Genomic DNA, 17,034 nt, shown 5'->3' with positions numbered 1-17,034 from the left:
CGCGTCAGGTCTGGTCGATCGACTCCTTGAGCTCGACGAACCACGGCACGGAGGCGTCGAACGCCTTGCCGCCGGCGATCCGCGGGAACTCGACCGCACGCAGCTCGTCACCGCGCTCCTCGTCCTCGCCCACGACCCCGGACTCGCCGCGCAGGGCGGCGTCCACGGCGTAGTCGGTGCAGCGCCGGATGAGGGCGAGGTCCTCCTCGTTGGCGGCGGCCGAGCGCGAGAAGTAGCCGGACTTCTGGACCATGACCTTCTCTGCGCCGAGTCGCTGCGCGAACTGCTTGCCGAACCACGCGCCGGGGTTGACCTTGTCGAGCTGGACATGGCCGAACGGGTCGACGGGCACCTCCTGGCCGCTGGCCTCGAGCTCGGCGACGACCTCGCTCACCCCGGCCCCCTCGGACAGGAAGATGTTGACGCAGCCGATCTCGTCCATGACCGCCTTGAGCCGCGCGCTCTCGGCCGCGAGGTCGATGTGCGCCTCGGGGACGAAGACGGCGTGCACGTCCCAGCGACGCGAGTCCAGGCCGATGCCGGGCAGCCACTCCTGCTCCCCCACCCACGCGTGGTGCCGCCGGGCCGTCTCGGCCGTGAGCCAGCCGCAGTGCCGCCCCATGACCTCGTGGATGATGAGCATCCGCGGGTTGGAGGAGTGCTCGGCGAGCACGTTGCGCGCGAACAGCGCGCCCTGCTCGGCCGCGGTCCACGCGCCGAGCGACTGCCGGATCGGGATGACGTCGTTGTCGATCGTCTTGGGCAGGCCCACCACGGTGAGCGGGTAGTCGTTCGAGGCGAGGTATGCCGCGAGGTCGGCTGCCGTGGTGTTCGTGTCGTCCCCGCCGATGGTGTGCAGCACGTCGACGCCGTCGGCCGTCAGCTGCTCGGCCGCGACGTGCAACGGGTCCTGACCCTCCGTGACGAGTCCGCGCCTCACGCAGTCCTCGACGTTGGTGAGCTTGACCCGGCTGTTGCCGATGGGCGAGCCACCGAACCGGTGGAGGAGTGCCGCACCCTCACGGACCTCCGGGGTGACCTCCACCGAACGGCCGGTGAGCAGGCCGGCATACCCGTTCTGGTACGCAATGATCCGCACGTCGGGAGCGATCGCGGTGTAGCGCTCGATCAACCCGCCCACGGCGGACGACAGGCAGGGCGCGAGGCCACCGGCGGTGAGCAGGGCAACGGTCTGGACAGCCATGCGCACAGTCTCTCAGTGTGACCGGCGGCACAGTCAGGGCGTGCCCGACTCGTGGACGCCCGGCCGACTGCGGATCGTTTGCGGGTCAGTCGCAGGGCCGCGAGACGGTCGGGGGTGGGTCCTTGCGCACGGCCTCGCGCGGGGGCAGCTCGGCCGAGGGCGTGACCTGCTCGAACTTGTTGCCGAGGACGACGTCGATGACCATGTTGTTGCGGGGGACCTCGCTCAGGACCGCGCCCTTGATGTGGCGGGCGACCTGTGCGGCGGCGAGGTCGGCGTCGGGCCCGTGGCGGATGACGGCGACGTCGTCGGGCAGGAACGAGTGGTCGGGGTCGTTGCCCTGCTTGCCGGGGGTGAACCCGCGAGCCACGAGCTCGGCCATGGCGGCCTTGGCCAGGCCGGGCTTCCACGTGGCGTTGTAGACGTTGACCTTGTAGGACTTCTGGGCCGGCGGCTTGGGCGGCGGCGCGGGCAGCATCGTCGTGAACTCGGCACCGAGGACGAACGAGATGGAGGTGCCGGAGCGACCGTCGAACTCGAGCTCGGCCCCGGCGACGGTCTGGGCGGCGAGCAGGGCCTGGTCGAGACCGGCCTTGCCGTAGTAGATCCGGACGGGCGCCTTGACGTAGAGGGTGCGCGGGGCGGTGGAGGCCTCGACGACGGTGAACCCGCGGCGGGTGAGGTCCTTGCCGACCGCGTGGGCGGCGCCGTTGACCCCGGAGGTGTTGAGGACCTTGATGTGGAACGACGCCGGGTCGGGCGCGGGGACGACGACCGGCTGGCACGCGACCTTGGCGGGCTCGTTGGACATGAGCCCGGTGCCGTATGCCGTGGCGATGCTCGCGGTGCCGAGGAGGACGGCCGGGATGGTGATGAAGGCGGCGAGGTGGCGGAACTGGTAGCGACGCCAGATCTGGTCGTCGGTGAGCTCCTCCTGCGCACGGGCGCGCTCGAGCAGCTCCTTGTGGACGGTGTCACGCGTCATCCCCAGGCTCCGTCGACCGAGGTCGCGGGCGGCGCGACCCGTGCGCCGGGGCAGCGACTCGCGGCCGGGCGATGACGTCCGATTCCTGAACACGACCACTCCTCACACCTCACGACCGACGGCGGTCCCACAACCGCGTGGATGAATTTCACCATGAGTCACACCAGTCACACGAGTAACACGCCAAGGTCGTCACCCAAACGAGACTCGATCTGGAGCACGACCCCGGCGACCGCAACCCCCCGCGGTCCGCGCAGGGTCGCAGACCAAGGTGTCCGGCACGAGGACAGGAGGTCACGCCGGGGTCAAGGGGCGCCCGCGCGCGAGACCCGGGCGCCTGCCGTGGCGGCGAGGCCGCGCGCCGGTAACGACGACGGCAGGACCGGCTGGACCTCTGGACCGGCTGGACCTCTAGACCGGCTGGACCGGTGAGAGCGTCGCGGCGACGAGCTCGGCGGTCTGGAGCATGTTGAGGGCCGCGCCCTTGCGCAGGTTGTCGCCGCAGACGAAGAGGTCGAGCGTGCGTGGGAAGTCGATCGCCTGGCGCATCCGCCCCACGAACCGCGGGTCGGCGCCGACGATGTCGACCGGCGTCGGGAAGTCGCCGTGCTCGGGGTCGTCCATGACGACGACGGCCGGCGCCTCGACGAGGGCCTGCCTCGCCTTGTCGACCTGGATCGGCTTGGCGAAGGTCGCGTGGACCGAGACCGAGTGCGTCGACACGACCGGCACGCGCACGCACGTCGCCGAGACCCGCAGGTCGGGCATGCCGAGGATCTTGCGCGTCTCCTGGCGGATCTTGGACTCCTCCGAGCTCCAGCCGTCACCGACGTGCGAGCCCGCGAAGGGCAGGACGTTGAGGGCGAGCGGCCCACCGAACATGCTCGGGCCGAGCTCGTGCTCGATGATCCGCCGCACGTCACCGGGCGCCATGCCGAGCTCGCGCCTGCCGCCGACGACGGCCATCTCGTCGTGGAGGCGTGACATGCCGGCCCGGCCCAGGCCCGACGCCGCCTGGAAGCTCGTGACGACGAGCTCCGTGAGCTCCCAGTGGGAGTGCAGCACGGCGAGGACGTCGATCATCGTCATCACGGTCGCGCCCGGGTTGGCGATGATGCCGCGAGGGCGCTCGTTGACGGCCTCGGGGTTGATCTCGGGAACGACGAGCGGCACCTGCGGGTCGCGGCGGAACGTCGGGCTGTTGTCGATGACGACGGCACCGCGCTCCACGGCCACGCCGGCCCACTCGGCGGAGATCTCCGGGGGGATGTCGACCACGGCGACGTCGACGCCGTTGAAGAACTCAGGGGTCAGGGCCTGGACGGTGAGGTCCTCGCCGGCCACACGGCATACGGAACCGACGTCCTCGGCCCCCGCGGCGAGGCGCACGTCTCCCCAGGCGTGGCGACGCATGGGCAGGACGTCGCGCACGACGGTGCCCACGGCCCCGGTGGCGCCGACGATGGCAAGGGTGGGTGGAGGTGACACGGTGCTCATCCGATCCGTTCCGACGCTCAGCGTCCGGTCCCGGCGTAGACGACCGCCTCGCCCTCCTCGGAGTCGAGCCCGAACGCGGTGTGCACCGCCCGGACGGCCTCGTCGAGCAGCTCGCTGCGGGTCACGACCGAGATGCGGATCTCGGACGTCGAGATCATCTCGATGTTGACCCCCGCGTCCGCGAGCGCGCGGAAGAACGTCGCCGAGACACCGGGGTTGGACCGCATCCCCGCGCCGACGAGCGAGAGCTTGCCGATCTGGTCGTCGTACTGGAGGCCGCTGAAGCCCACCGCGGCCTGGATCGCCTGCAGCGCCTCCATCGCGCCCTGGCCGTCGGTCTTGGGCAGCGTGAAGGAGATGTCGGTGAGGCCCGTGTCGGCCGCCGAGACGTTCTGGACGATCATGTCGATGTTGGCCTCGGCCGCGGCGACGGCCTGGAAGATCTCGGCCGCGTTGCCCTTCTGGTCGGGGACACCGACGACGGTGATCTTGGCCTCGCTGCGGTCGTGCGCGACACCGGCGATGATCGGGGCTTCCACGGCTTCTCCTTCGAGGCCCTCGGGGCCGGGCTGGTCGGTGACGATCGTGCCCTCCTTCGGCGTGAAGGAGGAACGGACGTGGATGGGGATGTCGTAGCGGCGGGCGTACTCGACGCTGCGCAGGTGCAGGACCTTGGAGCCGCACGCGGCGAGCTCGAGCATCTCCTCGGCCGAGATGCGGTCGATCTTGCGGGCCCTCGGGACGATGCGCGGGTCGGCGGTGAAGACGCCGTCGACATCGGTGTAGATCTCGCACACATCGGCCTTGAGCGCCGCAGCGAGCGCAACGGCTGTCGTGTCGGTGCCGCCACGACCCAGGGTGGTGATCTCCTTGGTCGTCTGGCTCACGCCCTGGAAGCCCGCGACGATGACGACGTGGCCCTTGTCGAGCGCCTCGGTGATCCGGCCCGGGGTGACGTCGATGATCTTGGCCTTGCCGTGCGCCTCGTCGGTGATGACGCCGGCCTGGCTGCCGGTGAAGGAGCGGGCGCTGAGGCCGAGGTCGTGGATCGCCATGGCGACGAGGGCCATGCTGATCCGCTCGCCGGCGGTCATGAGCATGTCGAGCTCGCGCGGCGGCGGCAGCGGGCTCACGTCCTGGGCGAGGTCGACCAGCTCGTCCGTGGAGTCGCCCATGGCGGACACGGCCACGACGACGTCGTTGCCGGCCTTGCGCGTCTCCGCGATGCGGCGGGCGACCCGCTTGATGCTCTCGGCATCGGCGAGCGAGGAGCCGCCGTACTTCTGGACGACGATGGGCACGAGGACTCCCAGTCGGTTGGATCGCGTGGTTCCGGACGGCTGCGAGTCTAACGACGTGTCCGGGAGGCCGGACGGACGCCCGTATGCCGGTCCGTCACGTCGCCCTGCTCCCCCACCTCACGCGTCGGTGCAGGTCAGGGGTGGAGGGCGTCGAACTCGGCCTCGGCGACGGCGTCCGCGTCGGCGTCGAGACGGACGTGCGCGAGCAGGGCCTGGAGGACCCGGAGCGCGCTGGCCGCACGCTCCCCCCAGTCGGAGAGATAGCTGAACTGCCACCACCACAGCGCCTCGAGCACCCGGCCCTCGTCGTGGTGACGCAGACCGTGCGCGAGCGCCGACGCGACGACGGTGAGGTCGTTGGAGAGCGAGCCGGTGGTGAGCTCGGGCGCGGTGACCGGGTCGACGACGTCGGCGTAGTCGTCGAGCCCCTCCAAGAGGTTGGAGAGGTTCTCGCGCAACGGGTCGAGCTCGACGTCCGGGCCCGGGTCGACCTCGAAGCGGTCCTCGGGGACGATGTCCTCGATCGCGCCCAGCCGGGCACCCATGAGGAGCACCTGCGACAGGGCGAGGAGCCCGAGCGGGAGCGCCGCGGCGGGGTTGGCGCCGGAGGCGATGTCGGAGACGGTCGCGAGGTAGGTGCGCGCCTCCTCGGCGGAGTCGGCGGCGAGGGCGCGCAGGTCCGAGAGGCTGTCGGACTGCTCGGTCGAGGTCGCACCGGTCCGGGCGTCAGGCATCGAGAAGCCTCCGTCCCTCGAAGGCGCGGCCGAGGGTGACCTCGTCGGCGTACTCGAGGTCGCCGCCCACGGGCAGGCCGGAGGCGAGCCGGGTGATCTTGATGCCCATGCCCTTGAGGAAGCGCGCGAGATAGCTCGCGGTCGCCTCACCCTCGAGGTTGGGGTCGGTGGCGATGATGATCTCGGTGACCTCACCGCTGGCGAGCCGGGTCATGAGCTCGCGGAAGGTCAGGTCGTCCGGGCCGATGCCGTCGATGGGGCTGATCGCACCGCCGAGCACGTGGTAGCGGCCCCGGAACTCGCGGGTGCGCTCGATGGCGACGACGTCCTTGGGCTCCTCGACGACGCAGATGCTCGTGAGGTCACGGCGGGGGTCGGCGCAGATGCGGCACTGCTCGGACTCGGCGATGTTGTGGCAGATGACGCAGAAGCGCACCTTGGCCTTGACCTGGGTGAGCGCGTCGGTGAGGCGCTGCACGTCCACGGCGTCGGACTGGAGCAGGTGGAAGGCGATGCGCTGGGCGCTCTTGGGTCCCACGCCCGGAAGTCGGCCGAGTTCGTCGATGAGGTCCTGCACTGCGCCTTCGTACACACCTTGAGCCTAGGCCACTGCGCCACCACTGGTCGCCTGCCGCGCTCGGCTCCGCTCACCGGAGGGAAGGTTGTGGGTCCGGACGCAACCTTTCTCTCCGGACCCTCAACCTTCCCTCCTGGGGAGCAAAAGTTGAGGCGGGTCAGTCGTCGGGGGTCTCGGTGGCCGGGCGCTCGTTGTAGGTGTCGGCCCGCTCCTGCCCGGTGAGCGCGGCGATCGCGTCCATGACGTCGTCGGTGAGCTGGCGACGGGCACGCCCGGCGGGCAGGCCGGCATACGCGGAGGGGTGGATCGGCTGCCCGAACGCGACGGTGACGTCGGCCATCTTGAGGCCGCGGGTGCCCACGGGCTGCACCTTGTCGGTGCCGACGAGACCGACCGGCACGACGGGGACGCCAGCCGTGAGCGAGAGGAAGGCGACGCCGGTCCGGCCCCGGTAGAGGCGGCCGTCACGAGAGCGCGTGCCCTCGGGATAGATGCCGAACGCCTTGCCGGCCCGCAGCACCTCGAGCGCGAGGTCGAGCGAGTCCTGCGCACCTCGCGAGCTGTCACGGTCGACCGGGATGGCGTCACCGGCCTCCATGAACCCGCGCACGAAGCGGCCCCGCACGCCGGTGCCGGTGAAGTATTCGGACTTCGCGAGGAACGAGACCTTGCGTGGCGCCGCGACCGGGATCGCGAACGAGTCGATGAACGAGAGGTGGTTGCTCGCCAGGAGCACACCACCGTCCTTGGGGACGTTGTCCTTGCCGAGGATGGTGGGGCGCCAGATCGCGTGGGCCAGCGACATCACCGCGGTGCGGCTGACCCAGTAGTAGGTGCTCATGCGTCCTCTTCGGAGATGACCTTCCCACCCAGGACTCGCTCCACGACGGGGACACCGACCTCTCCGAGGCCTTCGATGTCCTCGTCATCGTCGCTGATCGCGGAGTCATCTGCGACCGGCGTCTCATCCGGGTCGGGCTCGGAGGCGACCGTCTGCTTGGCCCGCGCGAACGGGCTGACGACCTCGTCGCCACCTGCGCCGGGTGCGGCTTGGGTCGCCCACGCAGGGGCGGCACCGCCGTCGTTGCCTCCGCTGCCCCAGTCGGGTTGCGTCGTGGCCGGCTGGCTCGGCACGTATGCCGTCGGCTCGCCTCCCCGTCCTGGCGCGTCGTGCGCGGCGGCACCGTTGGCCTCGGCCCGGGCCTGCGCCGACTGCTGCTGCTGCGGGGCGGGACGCTCGGGCTGCGACTGCGGCACGGGGTCCGGGCGGTTGGGGTCGATCGTCGGCACACCGACGGTGCCGCCGATCGCGGAGCCGTCGGCCGGGACGCCCTCGACGCGGGTGTCGACGCCGAGGACGTCGATGAGGGCCTGCTGGACGTAGGTCGCGTGCGGACCCCGCCGGAAGGTGTTCGCCAGACCGGTCGTCGAGATGCCGAGCAGGAGCCGCTCGCCGTCGTAGTCGAGGACCTGGGCGTGCTCGGACACGAAGGTCCACGTCGTGCGGCGCAGCTCGAAGACCTTGGCGAGGACGTCCGGCCAGGAGCGGCGGATCGCCGCGGTGTCGAGCCCGGCCGGGGCCCGGGGAGCGGGCTGCGGCTCGGGCGTCGCCAGCGGCTGGTGGTCCGGCTGGGGCTGGTGCCCGGGCTGCGGCTGGTGGCCCGGCTGGAACTGGTCGCCCGGTTGCGGCTCGGGGCCTCCCTGGGGCTGGTGACCCGGGTGCGGCTGGCGAGGATCGGGCGAGCCGTGTGCCGACGGGGGCCTGGGCTCGAGGAACTCGGGCGCCTCGGGCTCGTCGTCGTCCGGGGGCTCCTCGTCCGTGTACTGCGAGGCGGGCCGCTCGGGGGCGACCGGCGCAACCGGCTCAGCCGGCTCAGCCGGCGCGATCGTCGTGCGCGGAGGCTGGAGGTCGCGCTCGTGGGAGGGCTGGACGGCGGGTGCGACGACCGGCGCGGCCGGAGCCGCGGAAGCCGGCGTCGCGGAGCCCGGCGCCGCAGGGCCTGTCTCAGGCGAGACCGGAGCCGTGGAGACCGGAGCGGCGATGACCGGGGGCGCGGGCGCCTGGGTGGGCTGTGGCGCCGGCTGAGGCGACGGCGCGAGGGTCGGCGCAGGCGTCGGCGACGGTGCGGGAGTGCGGGCTGGGGCGGGCTGGGGCGCCGCGGCCGGAGCGGCGGCCCCGCTCGGGACGCCGCCCACGTCGAGGCGACGTTCGAGGCGGTCGAGGCGTGCGGCATACCCGCTCTCGCCGGCGGCAGCCGGCAGCAGGATCCGCGCGGCGATGAGCTCGAGCTGGAGGCGCGGCGCCGTGGCGCCGGTCATCTCGGAGAGCCCGGCGTTGACGATGTCGGCGGCGCGGGACAGGGCGCCGTGCCCGAAGCTGGCGGCCTGCTGGCGCATCCGCTCGAGTTGGTCGGGCGGCAGGGCCCGCAGGACCGCGGAGGCGCCCTCGGGGACGGCGGCGACGACGATGAGGTCGCGCAGGCGCTCGAGGAGGTCCTCGATGAAGCGCCTCGGGTCGAGACCGGTCTCGATGACCCGCTCGATCGCCGAGAACGCACCCGCGCCGTCACCCGCACCGAAGGCGTCGATCGCCGCGTCGAGCAGCTCTCCGTCGGTGAACCCGAGCAGCGAGGCCGCCGACTCGTAGGTCAGCCCGTCGGCGCCGGAGCCGGCGATGAGCTGGTCGAGGACGGACAGCGAGTCACGCACCGAGCCACCACCCGCGCGCACGACGAACGACAGCACGCCCGGCGCGACCGCGACCTCCTCGGCGACGCAGAGCCGCTCCATGTAGTCGGAGAGCTGGCCCGGCGGGACGAGGCGGAACGGGTAGTGGTGGGTGCGCGAGCGGATCGTGCCGATGACCTTCTCGGGCTCGGTCGTCGCGAAGATGAACTTCACGTGCTCGGGCGGCTCCTCGACGATCTTGAGCAGCGCGTTGAAGCCCTGCGGCGTCACCATGTGCGCCTCGTCGATGATGTAGATCTTGTAGCGGCTCTGCGCCGGGCCGTAGGACGCGCGTTCGCGCAGGTCACGGGCGTCGTCGACACCACCGTGGCTGGCCGCGTCGATCTCGATGACGTCGACCGTGCCGGCGCCACCGCGGGCCAGGGCCACGCACGAGTCGCACTCGCCGCAGGGCGTCGCCGTCGGGCCCTGCTCGCAGTTGAGGCAGCGGGCGAGGATCCGCGCGCTCGTCGTCTTGCCGCAGCCACGCGGGCCGCTGAACAGGTAGGCGTGGTTGACCCGCCCCGTGCGCAACGCCTGCATGAGCGGCTCGGTCACGTGCTCCTGCCCGATGACGTCGGCGAACGTCTCGGGGCGGTAGCGGCGATAGAGGGCGGTGCTCACGGCGACCAACCTAGTCGGCGCGAGGGACAGCCGGTATGCCGCGTGCGCGGCCACCCGGCATACGCTCGCCTGCGTCCGCGGAAGTGGCGACGACGCCGACCAGGGTTGCGGACGCAGAGGGAGGAACACGTGGAGATCCGAGCCGAGGACGTCTCGAAGGTCATCGGTCCCGCGGCGCTGCTGGCGCCGGTGTCGGTCACCGCGCCGAGCGGGTCGTGCCTCGTGCTGCGCGGGCCCAACGGGTCGGGCAAGACGACCCTGCTCCGCATCCTCATCGGGGCGCTGCCCGCGACGACCGGCACCGTACACGTCGGCGAGCACGTCGCCGACGAGCGCGACCCGGCGGTCCGAGCGGCCGTCGCCGCGCTGGTCGGGGCGCCTGCGACCTACCGCGACCTCACCCTGCGCGACCACCTCGTGCTGCTCGACGCGACGTGGGGCGGCGACGCGGACACCTGCGACGACCGGGTTGCGGCCGCCTTGGAGGAGGTCGGGATCGGCGAGCTCGACGGACGCTTCCCCCACGAGCTCTCCTCGGGCCAGACCCAGCTCTTCCGGCTGGCGCTCACGCTCTTCCGCCCGGCCGACGTGCTCGTCCTCGACGAGCCCGAGCAGCGCCTCGACACCGAGAAGCGCGCCCTCGTCGCCGAGCTCGTAGCCGCCCGCCGCGACGCCGGCACGACCGTCGTCCTCGCCTGCCACGACCCGGCGATCACCGAGCGGGTGGCCGACCAGGTCGTCGACCTCGTCGCCGCCGAGGGCTGAGCCGCATGAGCCCTGCGAGTGCCGCCAGCGACCCGGCCGTTGCGGCGATGAGTGACCACGAGCGCCTCGCCGACATCGTCCACGTCCTCCACGGCCCGTCGGGCAACCCGGCGCGCAAGGAGGTCGCGTATGCCGCGTACGTCGGCTTCATCGTCGTCGGCCTCTACGGCTTCCCGCTCCTGCGCGCCCTCGTGCTCGCCGGGGACCGGGGTGGCATGGCCGACGCGCTGCGCTCGCCGTGGGTCGTGCTCGTCGGCCTCGTCGTCGTCGCCGCCGCGGCTGCCCTCGCCCGGGAGGCGGGCCGGGTCCGCGGTCCGATCGTGGCTCCGGTGCCGTGGGTCGACCACGTCGTGGCCTCCTCGCTCGACCGGTGGGCGGCGCTGCGGCCGTGGTTCGGCTACTCGCTCTTCGCGGTGCTGGCCGCCGGGGCCCTGACCGGGCTGCTCGTCGGCGCCTCGCTCTGGGGCGCCCGGGTGGCTGCTCCGTGGGTCGTCGGGCCTGCGGTCGTGGCCGGGCTGCTCGTCGGTCTCGCCGTCGGCGCGGCGTGGCTGCTCGGCCAGTCGCGCCTGTCGCCTCCGACTTCTTGCCCAGCTGGGACGTCGGAAAGGGGCCTTCGGCCCGAGCAGCGACGTCCCGGCGGGGCAAGAAGTCGCGCGCCGTGGGTCGGCGAGGTGCGGCGGCTGGGCATCCATGACCTGCGCACCCAGTCCGCGCGCTCGAACCGGATGGTGGGCGGGGTCCAGGCCGGCGACCTGCGGGCGGTCCGGCTCGAGGCCGCACGCCCCGTGACCCGGGCCCGTACCAAGCGGCTGCGCCACCGCGGCCCGGTGATGACCCTCGTCGCGCGTGATTTCCTCGGCCTCCGACGGGCTCCCGGCGCGGCGGTCGTCGGTCTCGTGCTCAGCGCTGCCGCGGCCTGGGCCCTCGGCGCCACGCTGTCCACCGCCGCGGTCCCGCCGCTCGTGGCGTTCGTCGCGGCGCTCGTCAGCCACATGGGGTTCAGCGGGCTCAGCGAGGGCCTGCGGCTCGAGGCCGACACCATGGGCACGCCGGCGCTGTTCGGCTCACCCCCGGTGCGCGCCGCCGCGACCCATCTCCTCGTCCCCGGCGTGCTCCACCTCGCCGTGACGACGGTCATCGGCTGCGTCGCTGCCGTGGTGGCCGGCGCGGACGTCGGCACCGCCCTGCCGTGGCTCGTCATGACGACCGTGGTGCTCGCAGGTGGCAACCTGCTCGCGGCCTACCGGGGCCGCCCGCCGACGGGGCCGTTCAACGCGGTGCCGAGTGCCCAGGGCGTCCTGCTCTGGTACGCCATGCCGCTCATCCTCGACACGCTCATCGTGGGTGGGATGGTCTGGGGCATCACCCGCTGGCCGACGTCGGGACTGCTCGTCATCGGCTCGTGGGTCGCCGCGGCCGTCATGCTCTACGCCGGGCTCAACCGCGTGCAGTCCGAGTCCCTGTCGCACCGCGACGTCTGAGACCACCCTCGGGCAGCCCCGCGGCATACAGGGCAGCTGCGACGAGCACCGGCTGGAACGCGAGGCGTGCCAGCCGCTTGGTGTCGGTGTCGAGGCCGAACGCGTCGATCCCCTCGACGTACTGCCCGATGTTGCCCGGGAAGATCGCGACGTAGAACGCCGCGAGCGCCAGACCGGCGATCCGGCGGCGTCCGGGCAGGGCCAGGAGGGCCACGCCCAGCCCGACCTCGGCGACGCCCGAGGCCAGCACGACGAGGTCCTCGTCCACCGGTACCCAGTGGGGCACCTGGGCCCGGAACTCCTCGCGCGCGGTCGTGAGGTGCAGCACCCCGGCTCCGGTCATGAACGCGCCGAGCGCCAGACGGGTGAGGTTCTGCGGCAGCGTCGCCGGTGCCGTGCGCGTGATGAGGCCCATGCCGACACCGTAGGCCGTCAGGCCGGACGGCGACCCCGGCTCGAGGGCGAGGACTAGAAGGTGCCCGGCGACCCCCTTGACCAGCGGGTGGCTTGACGAGTCCCCAGTGACGGGGCTACAACTGGAAATGAGCACGAAGTTGAGCGGCTCCCACTCAAGAAAGGTTCCCCCGAGGTCGAGCAGATCGGCCTCCCGTTCACCAAGGAGAAGTGTCATGAGCACCACCCCGCACGACCCCTTCCGCGCCCTCGACCGCACCTTCGACCGGCTGTTCAACGAGGGCCTGCGCAGCCCGGCGAGCACGTCCGGAGCGGTCATGCCGATGGACCTCTACCGGTCCGGCGAGAGGTTCGTCGCCCACATCGACCTGCCGGGTGTCGACCCCGAGAGCATCGCCATCGACGTCGAGGACCGCACCCTCACCCTGCGCGCGGAGCGGCCCGCACCCGAAGCCGAGAACGCCCAGTGGCTCTCGCGCGAGCGGCCCAGCGGTACCTTCGCCCGCCAGCTGTCGCTCGGACGCGGTCTGGCGCTCGACCGGATCGAGGCCGACTACCGCGACGGAGTCCTCACCCTGACGATCCCGGTGGCCGAGGAGGCCAAGCCCCGCCGGATCTCCGTCTCGCACGGCGGGTCGTCGCGCGCCATCGGCTCGTCGAGCAACGACGAGGAGGCGGGGACGGCCGAGTCTGCCTGACCCGCAGCCACCGCCGCGCAGGAGGCCCGACGGCCGGTGCCGTCGGGCCTCCGACGTATCGTCGTGGGCATGCGCATCGATGTCTGGTTCGACCTGGTCTGCCCGTTCTGCCACGTGGGGCGACGTCGTCTCGAGCTCGCCGTGGACCAGTTCGTGGCCGGTGCCGAGGACGGCGAGGAGCGTGAGGTCGACGTCGTGTGGCACAGCTACCAGCTCGACCGGTCGGCGCCGGCCGTCGTCGAGGGGTCCAACGTCGACCGCATCGCCGCCAAGTACGGCCGGTCGCGCGAGGAGATGGTCGCCCAGCACGAGTCGATGGCCGCCGACGCCGCCGAGGTCGGGCTCGACTTCCAGTGGGACAAGGTCGTCGCGGGCAACTCGTTCGACGCGCACCGCGTGCTCCACCTCGCCCGGGCCCGCGGGCTCGATAAGCCCGTGACCGACCGCGTCATGCGCGGGTGGTACACCGAGGGTGCTTCGCTCGGCGACACCGACACCCTCGTCCGGCTCGCCGTCGAGGGCGGCCTGGGCGAGAAGGACGTCCGCGAGATGCTCGGCTCCGACGACTTCGGCTACGACGTGCGCGCCGACGAGGCCACGGCCAACCAGATCGGCATCACCGCCGTCCCGACCTACGTCCTCGACCAGAAGTTCGCCGTCACCGGCGCCCAGCCCGTCGACGGCCTGCTGCGTGCGCTCGAACTCGTGTGGGAGGACCGGGGCAACGCCCCCGAGGCCCGCGGCGGGGGCTGTGGCGGCTGCGAGGGTGGCTGCGCCTGCGGCGCCTGACGCCCCTCGTCTCCCGATGGGGAGACGCAAAGACACCCCGCGTACCTGGAAGAGCTCACCTGCCCTTGCTGCATTCCTGCCCTGGGGGAGTTCAGTGAGGTACCACCACGCGGGGTGCCGGTTCCGAGTCTAACCCGGCGCGCCGGGCCTGCTCCAACTCGGCCGCCGCGCCGCACCTGTTCGCTCAGCGCTGTGCACTGCTGCACTCGGGCGCAGCAGTGCACTGCGAGACTGTGCAGTGCTGCTCTCGGCCGCAGCAGTGCACTGCGAGACTGTGCACTGCTGCTCTCGGCCGCAGCAGTGCACTGCGTGACTGTGCACTGCTGCACTGGGGCGCAGCAGTGCACACGGTCGTGAGCATGGGTGCCGTCGGAGCGTCCCGGTCCCGGGAGCCCCACCAGCAGCGCTCAGGACAGGTGCACGTATGCCGGGTGGCGCGGGATCGTGCCCGTCCGGGCGAGGACGGTGGCCAGGTGCAGGGCGCCGTCGAGGGCACCGCCCACGGCGGGACTGAGCGCGGCGCCGGCCTCACCCACCGCTGCCTCGAGAGCCACCCGCACCGGCTCGGCCGCGAGCAGCCCACCGGTGGCGACGAGCACCGGCGACGCGATGCCCCGGGCCGCCGACAGGAGCGACTCGGCCAGCGACTCCCCCGCCTCGCGGCAGATCCGCGCCGCCACCACGTCCCCGTGGCTCGCCACCTCGGCCACGCGCGGGGCGAAGGAGGCGAGCAGCGCTGGGGCGTCGGTCCCGGTCATGACGCGACGCGGCCAGTGCGAGGTCGCTCCGAACGCCGACTCGCCCTCGGCGAGCAGCCGCTCGGACCCGCCGGGCAGGCCGTCGTGGAACCGCAGCCCGGCACGCAGACCCTCGAGCCCGACACCGGCCGCCGAGCCCCGGTCGCCCAGCACGTGGCCCCAGCCGTCGACGAGCCGCCACACCGATGTGTCGGCCGACCCGAAGTCCGACCCGAACGCCACGGCACCCGTCCCCGCGGCGACGACCGCGCCCGGGCGCACGCCACCCAGGGCACCGACGAGGGAGGCGACGGCGTCGCTGACGACCGCGGTCCGGGCGGCACCGAGGGCACCCGACACGACCCGCACGACCTCCACCGGGTCCGACAGGAAGAGCAGCCCGCGCTGCGACCAGCACACCGCGGCGACGTCCGTGACGCCACCCTCGGAGAGCAGGCGCGAGGCATCCGCGGCCAGGGCCTCGACGTCGACACCACCGGACCCGATCCGCACCCCGGGTGCGGTGAGCACGGGACCGGGCTGACCGGCATACGACCACTGCAGACGAAGGCCCGAACCACCCACGTCCACGCCGACGACGGTAGCCGACCGGTCTCCGCTCACAGGCGCGAGCCGATCACTTCGACATGCCGGCGGTCAACCCCGCGACGATCTGCTTGGTGGCGAAGAGGAAGAGCACGATGAGCGGGATCGTCGTGATGACGAGCCCGGCGAAGAGCGCCGAGTAGTTCGTCGCGTTCTCGCCGAAGAAGTTCGTGAGGCCGACGGGAAGCGTGTACTTGGACTCCGAGCGGAGCAGCACGAGCGGGTAGAGGAAGTCGTTCCAGATCGGGACGAACCGGAACACCGCCACCGTCGCCAGCGCCGGGCGCACCATCGGCACCATGATCCGCCAGAACGTCTGCCACGGGCTGGCGCCGTCGAGCACCGCCGCCTCCTCGAGCTCCTCGGGCAGCTGCCGGAAGAACGTCGTGAGGACGAAGATCGAGAACGGCACACCCGCGGCGGCATACATGAGCGCGAGCCCGAGGCGGCTGTCGATGAGGCCGAAGCCGTCGAAGAGGAAGAACACCGGCAGGATCGCCAGGTGGATCGGCAGCATGAGGCCGGACAGGAAGAGCGACTCGATCCAGCGGAAGATCCGCGCGCGGCTGCGCGCCAGCCCGTATGCCGCCATGGTCGAGACCGCGGTCGAGATCGCCACCGCGCCCGCGGTCACCGCGAGCGAGTTGACGAAGTACGTCCCGAAGCTGCCGACCGTCCACGCCTCCTTGTATGCCGCGACCGTCGGTGACGTGGGCAGCCCGAGGGGGTTGGTGATGAAGTCGGCGTTGGTGCGGAAGGAGTTGAGCACCATGATGACGAGCGGTGCGAGCGCGAGGACGGCGTAGCCCCAGAGCAGGATGCTCGCACCGACACCACCTACCGGGTCGCTGGCGCTCGAACCCCGGCGGCGGCGTGGACGCCGGCCCGAGGCGCCGGACGCACCCGAGGTCTCGAGGCCGGTGGGGGCCGCGTCGGCCGCGGTGAGGGTCGTCGTCATGAGGCCATCCGTCGTTCGTGCCGGCGGAGCACCTTGGTCGCGGCCATCGCCCCACCGAAGATGATGAGGAAGAGGACCGTGGCCAGGGCCGAGGAGGTGCCGATCGCATCGACCGCACCGGAGTCGAACGCCGAGCGGTAGAAGAGCAGCGAGACGAAGTCGGTCGAGCCGGCCGGGTTGCCGGTCGAGCCACCGAACGCGAACGGCAGGGCGAACGCCTCCATGGCGAAGATGAAGGTGAGCACCGAGACCGTCCCGATCGCGGGGATGAGCAGCGGGAAGGTGATCTTGCGGAACACCTGACCGTGCGAGGCCCCGTCGACGCGCGCCGCCTCGGTGAGCTCCTCCGGGACGCCGCCGAGGGCCGCGCCGTAGAGGAGGACCGGGAAGCCGACCCACTGCCACACCGAGACGAGGATGACGACCCAGAGCGCGGTCTTGGGGTCGCCGAGCCAGGGCAGGGCGAACTGCTCGAGGCCGATCTTGGTGAGCAGCTGGTTGACCGGGCCGAACGTCGGCGAGAGCAGCAGCGTCCAGAGGTAGCCGATGACGATCGGGCTCACGAGGTAGGGCATCGCGTAGAGCGTCTGCAGCATCCGCCGGGTCCGGGCCCGGCGGTGCAGCAGCGTCGCGACCGAGAGGCCGATGGTGTTCTGGACGAGCATCGTGCCGACGAAGAACAGGACGTTGTGGAGCAGCGCCGTGGGCAGGTCGGTCTTGAACGGTGCCCGGTTGACGAGCGCCGAGAAGTTCGACAGCCCGGCGAACCCCTGGCGGCTCGTCCCCTGCCACTCGAAGAAGGCGTACGAGAACGCCGTGAGCATCGGGTAGAGGACGAACACGCCGAAGAGGATCAGGGCCGGCGCGAGGAAGGCCAGTCCGGTGCGCGTCTTCACGAGAGCGAGTCCACCACGGTGAGCGGCCCGGGTTCCACCCC

The 17,034-nt window shown here is 72.0% G+C and carries 16 protein-coding genes and 1 other RNA gene; 4 read left to right on the top strand and 13 right to left on the bottom strand.

Going from position 1 to position 17,034, the window contains the following annotated elements; all coding sequences use genetic code 11:
* Positions 1 to 4: 4 nt before the first annotated feature.
* The 8 genes from KLO01_RS08810 to KLO01_RS08775 all read right to left on the bottom strand — a co-directional run bounded on the left by KLO01_RS08810 (position 5) and on the right by KLO01_RS08775 (position 9,649).
* Complete coding sequence (locus tag KLO01_RS08810) at positions 5 to 1,204, bottom strand: pyrophosphate--fructose-6-phosphate 1-phosphotransferase (RefSeq protein WP_147064235.1); 1,200 nt, start codon at positions 1,202 to 1,204, stop codon at positions 5 to 7.
* Positions 1,205 to 1,289: 85 nt separating this feature from the next.
* Positions 1,290 to 2,189 carry a LytR C-terminal domain-containing protein gene (locus KLO01_RS08805; RefSeq protein ID WP_147064233.1) on the bottom strand — a complete coding sequence of 300 codons (900 nt, stop codon included), beginning with the start codon at positions 2,187 to 2,189 and terminating at the stop codon, positions 1,290 to 1,292.
* Between the two features lie 411 nt (positions 2,190 to 2,600).
* Complete coding sequence (locus KLO01_RS08800; RefSeq protein ID WP_147064232.1) at positions 2,601 to 3,686, bottom strand: aspartate-semialdehyde dehydrogenase; 1,086 nt, start codon at positions 3,684 to 3,686, stop codon at positions 2,601 to 2,603.
* 17 nt (positions 3,687 to 3,703) lie between these two features.
* On the bottom strand, positions 3,704 to 4,987 hold the full coding sequence (locus KLO01_RS08795) for an aspartate kinase (RefSeq protein WP_147064230.1): 1,284 nt from the start codon (positions 4,985 to 4,987) through the stop codon (positions 3,704 to 3,706).
* 134 nt (positions 4,988 to 5,121) lie between these two features.
* Positions 5,122 to 5,721: a DUF5063 domain-containing protein gene (locus tag KLO01_RS08790; RefSeq protein WP_147064228.1), complete on the bottom strand. Its 600-nt coding sequence runs from the start codon at positions 5,719 to 5,721 to the stop codon at positions 5,122 to 5,124.
* A complete protein-coding gene (gene recR, locus KLO01_RS08785; protein WP_147064226.1) occupies positions 5,714 to 6,313 on the bottom strand; it encodes a recombination mediator RecR in 600 nt (199 codons plus the stop codon). The genes KLO01_RS08790 and recR overlap by 8 nt, the downstream gene beginning before the upstream one ends.
* Before the next feature lie 142 nt (positions 6,314 to 6,455).
* Positions 6,456 to 7,139 carry a lysophospholipid acyltransferase family protein gene (locus KLO01_RS08780; protein WP_147064224.1) on the bottom strand — a complete coding sequence of 228 codons (684 nt, stop codon included), beginning with the start codon at positions 7,137 to 7,139 and terminating at the stop codon, positions 6,456 to 6,458.
* Positions 7,136 to 9,649 carry a DNA polymerase III subunit gamma and tau gene (locus KLO01_RS08775; protein ID WP_147064221.1) on the bottom strand — a complete coding sequence of 838 codons (2,514 nt, stop codon included), beginning with the start codon at positions 9,647 to 9,649 and terminating at the stop codon, positions 7,136 to 7,138. The genes KLO01_RS08780 and KLO01_RS08775 overlap by 4 nt, the downstream gene beginning before the upstream one ends.
* A 129-nt stretch (positions 9,650 to 9,778) precedes the next feature.
* On the opposite strand from KLO01_RS08775, the gene KLO01_RS08770 reads away from it, so the two are divergent.
* Positions 9,779 to 10,414 (top strand): ABC transporter ATP-binding protein, encoded by a 636-nt coding sequence (locus KLO01_RS08770; RefSeq protein WP_147064219.1) that lies wholly within the window; start codon positions 9,779 to 9,781, stop codon positions 10,412 to 10,414.
* Positions 10,415 to 10,419: 5 nt separating this feature from the next.
* Positions 10,420 to 11,895, top strand: coding sequence for a hypothetical protein (locus KLO01_RS08765; protein ID WP_147064217.1), 1,476 nt, complete (start codon positions 10,420 to 10,422; stop codon positions 11,893 to 11,895).
* On the opposite strand, the gene KLO01_RS08760 is transcribed toward KLO01_RS08765, so the two are convergent.
* Positions 11,852 to 12,310: a DoxX family protein gene (locus KLO01_RS08760; RefSeq protein WP_147064214.1), complete on the bottom strand. Its 459-nt coding sequence runs from the start codon at positions 12,308 to 12,310 to the stop codon at positions 11,852 to 11,854. The two genes, KLO01_RS08765 and KLO01_RS08760, sit on opposite strands and share 44 nt — an antisense overlap.
* Positions 12,311 to 12,524: 214 nt before the next feature.
* Between KLO01_RS08760 and KLO01_RS08755 the strand changes: the two genes are divergently transcribed.
* On the top strand, positions 12,525 to 13,007 hold the full coding sequence (locus tag KLO01_RS08755) for an Hsp20/alpha crystallin family protein (RefSeq protein WP_147064212.1): 483 nt from the start codon (positions 12,525 to 12,527) through the stop codon (positions 13,005 to 13,007).
* Positions 13,008 to 13,076: 69 nt separating this feature from the next.
* Entirely contained in the window at positions 13,077 to 13,796 is a 720-nt protein-coding gene (locus tag KLO01_RS08750; protein ID WP_147064210.1) for a DsbA family oxidoreductase, read from the top strand.
* Between the two features lie 25 nt (positions 13,797 to 13,821).
* Here the strand turns inward: KLO01_RS08750 and ffs are convergent.
* The 4 genes from ffs to KLO01_RS08730 all read right to left on the bottom strand — a co-directional run bounded on the left by ffs (position 13,822) and on the right by KLO01_RS08730 (position 16,993).
* Positions 13,822 to 13,918, bottom strand: an RNA gene (gene ffs / locus KLO01_RS08745) — signal recognition particle sRNA small type.
* Between the two features lie 285 nt (positions 13,919 to 14,203).
* Positions 14,204 to 15,124: a BadF/BadG/BcrA/BcrD ATPase family protein gene (locus tag KLO01_RS08740; RefSeq protein WP_246136125.1), complete on the bottom strand. Its 921-nt coding sequence runs from the start codon at positions 15,122 to 15,124 to the stop codon at positions 14,204 to 14,206.
* Between the two features lie 46 nt (positions 15,125 to 15,170).
* Positions 15,171 to 16,097: a carbohydrate ABC transporter permease gene (locus tag KLO01_RS08735; protein WP_147064206.1), complete on the bottom strand. Its 927-nt coding sequence runs from the start codon at positions 16,095 to 16,097 to the stop codon at positions 15,171 to 15,173.
* On the bottom strand, positions 16,094 to 16,993 hold the full coding sequence (locus KLO01_RS08730; protein ID WP_147064204.1) for a carbohydrate ABC transporter permease: 900 nt from the start codon (positions 16,991 to 16,993) through the stop codon (positions 16,094 to 16,096). The genes KLO01_RS08735 and KLO01_RS08730 overlap by 4 nt, the downstream gene beginning before the upstream one ends.
* Between the last annotated feature and the right edge of the window lie 41 nt (positions 16,994 to 17,034).

This window comes from Knoellia locipacati, from assembly GCF_007992835.1.
GTDB lineage: Bacteria > Actinomycetota > Actinomycetes > Actinomycetales > Dermatophilaceae > Knoellia > Knoellia locipacati.
This window is presented reverse-complemented; position numbering and strand designations above follow the sequence as displayed.

Coding starts and splice junctions, on each gene's coding strand:
- KLO01_RS08810 (WP_147064235.1), bottom strand. CDS start 1,204: ATGGCTGTCCAGACCGTTGCCCTGCTCACCGCCGGTGGCCTCGCGCCC.
- KLO01_RS08735 (WP_147064206.1), bottom strand. CDS start 16,097: ATGACGACGACCCTCACCGCGGCCGACGCGGCCCCCACCGGCCTCGAG.
- KLO01_RS08750 (WP_147064210.1), top strand. CDS start 13,077: ATGCGCATCGATGTCTGGTTCGACCTGGTCTGCCCGTTCTGCCACGTG.
- KLO01_RS08790 (WP_147064228.1), bottom strand. CDS start 5,721: ATGCCTGACGCCCGGACCGGTGCGACCTCGACCGAGCAGTCCGACAGC.
- KLO01_RS08800 (WP_147064232.1), bottom strand. CDS start 3,686: ATGAGCACCGTGTCACCTCCACCCACCCTTGCCATCGTCGGCGCCACC.
- KLO01_RS08765 (WP_147064217.1), top strand. CDS start 10,420: ATGAGCCCTGCGAGTGCCGCCAGCGACCCGGCCGTTGCGGCGATGAGT.
- KLO01_RS08760 (WP_147064214.1), bottom strand. CDS start 12,310: ATGGGCCTCATCACGCGCACGGCACCGGCGACGCTGCCGCAGAACCTC.
- KLO01_RS08755 (WP_147064212.1), top strand. CDS start 12,525: ATGAGCACCACCCCGCACGACCCCTTCCGCGCCCTCGACCGCACCTTC.
- KLO01_RS08780 (WP_147064224.1), bottom strand. CDS start 7,139: ATGAGCACCTACTACTGGGTCAGCCGCACCGCGGTGATGTCGCTGGCC.
- KLO01_RS08805 (WP_147064233.1), bottom strand. CDS start 2,189: ATGACGCGTGACACCGTCCACAAGGAGCTGCTCGAGCGCGCCCGTGCG.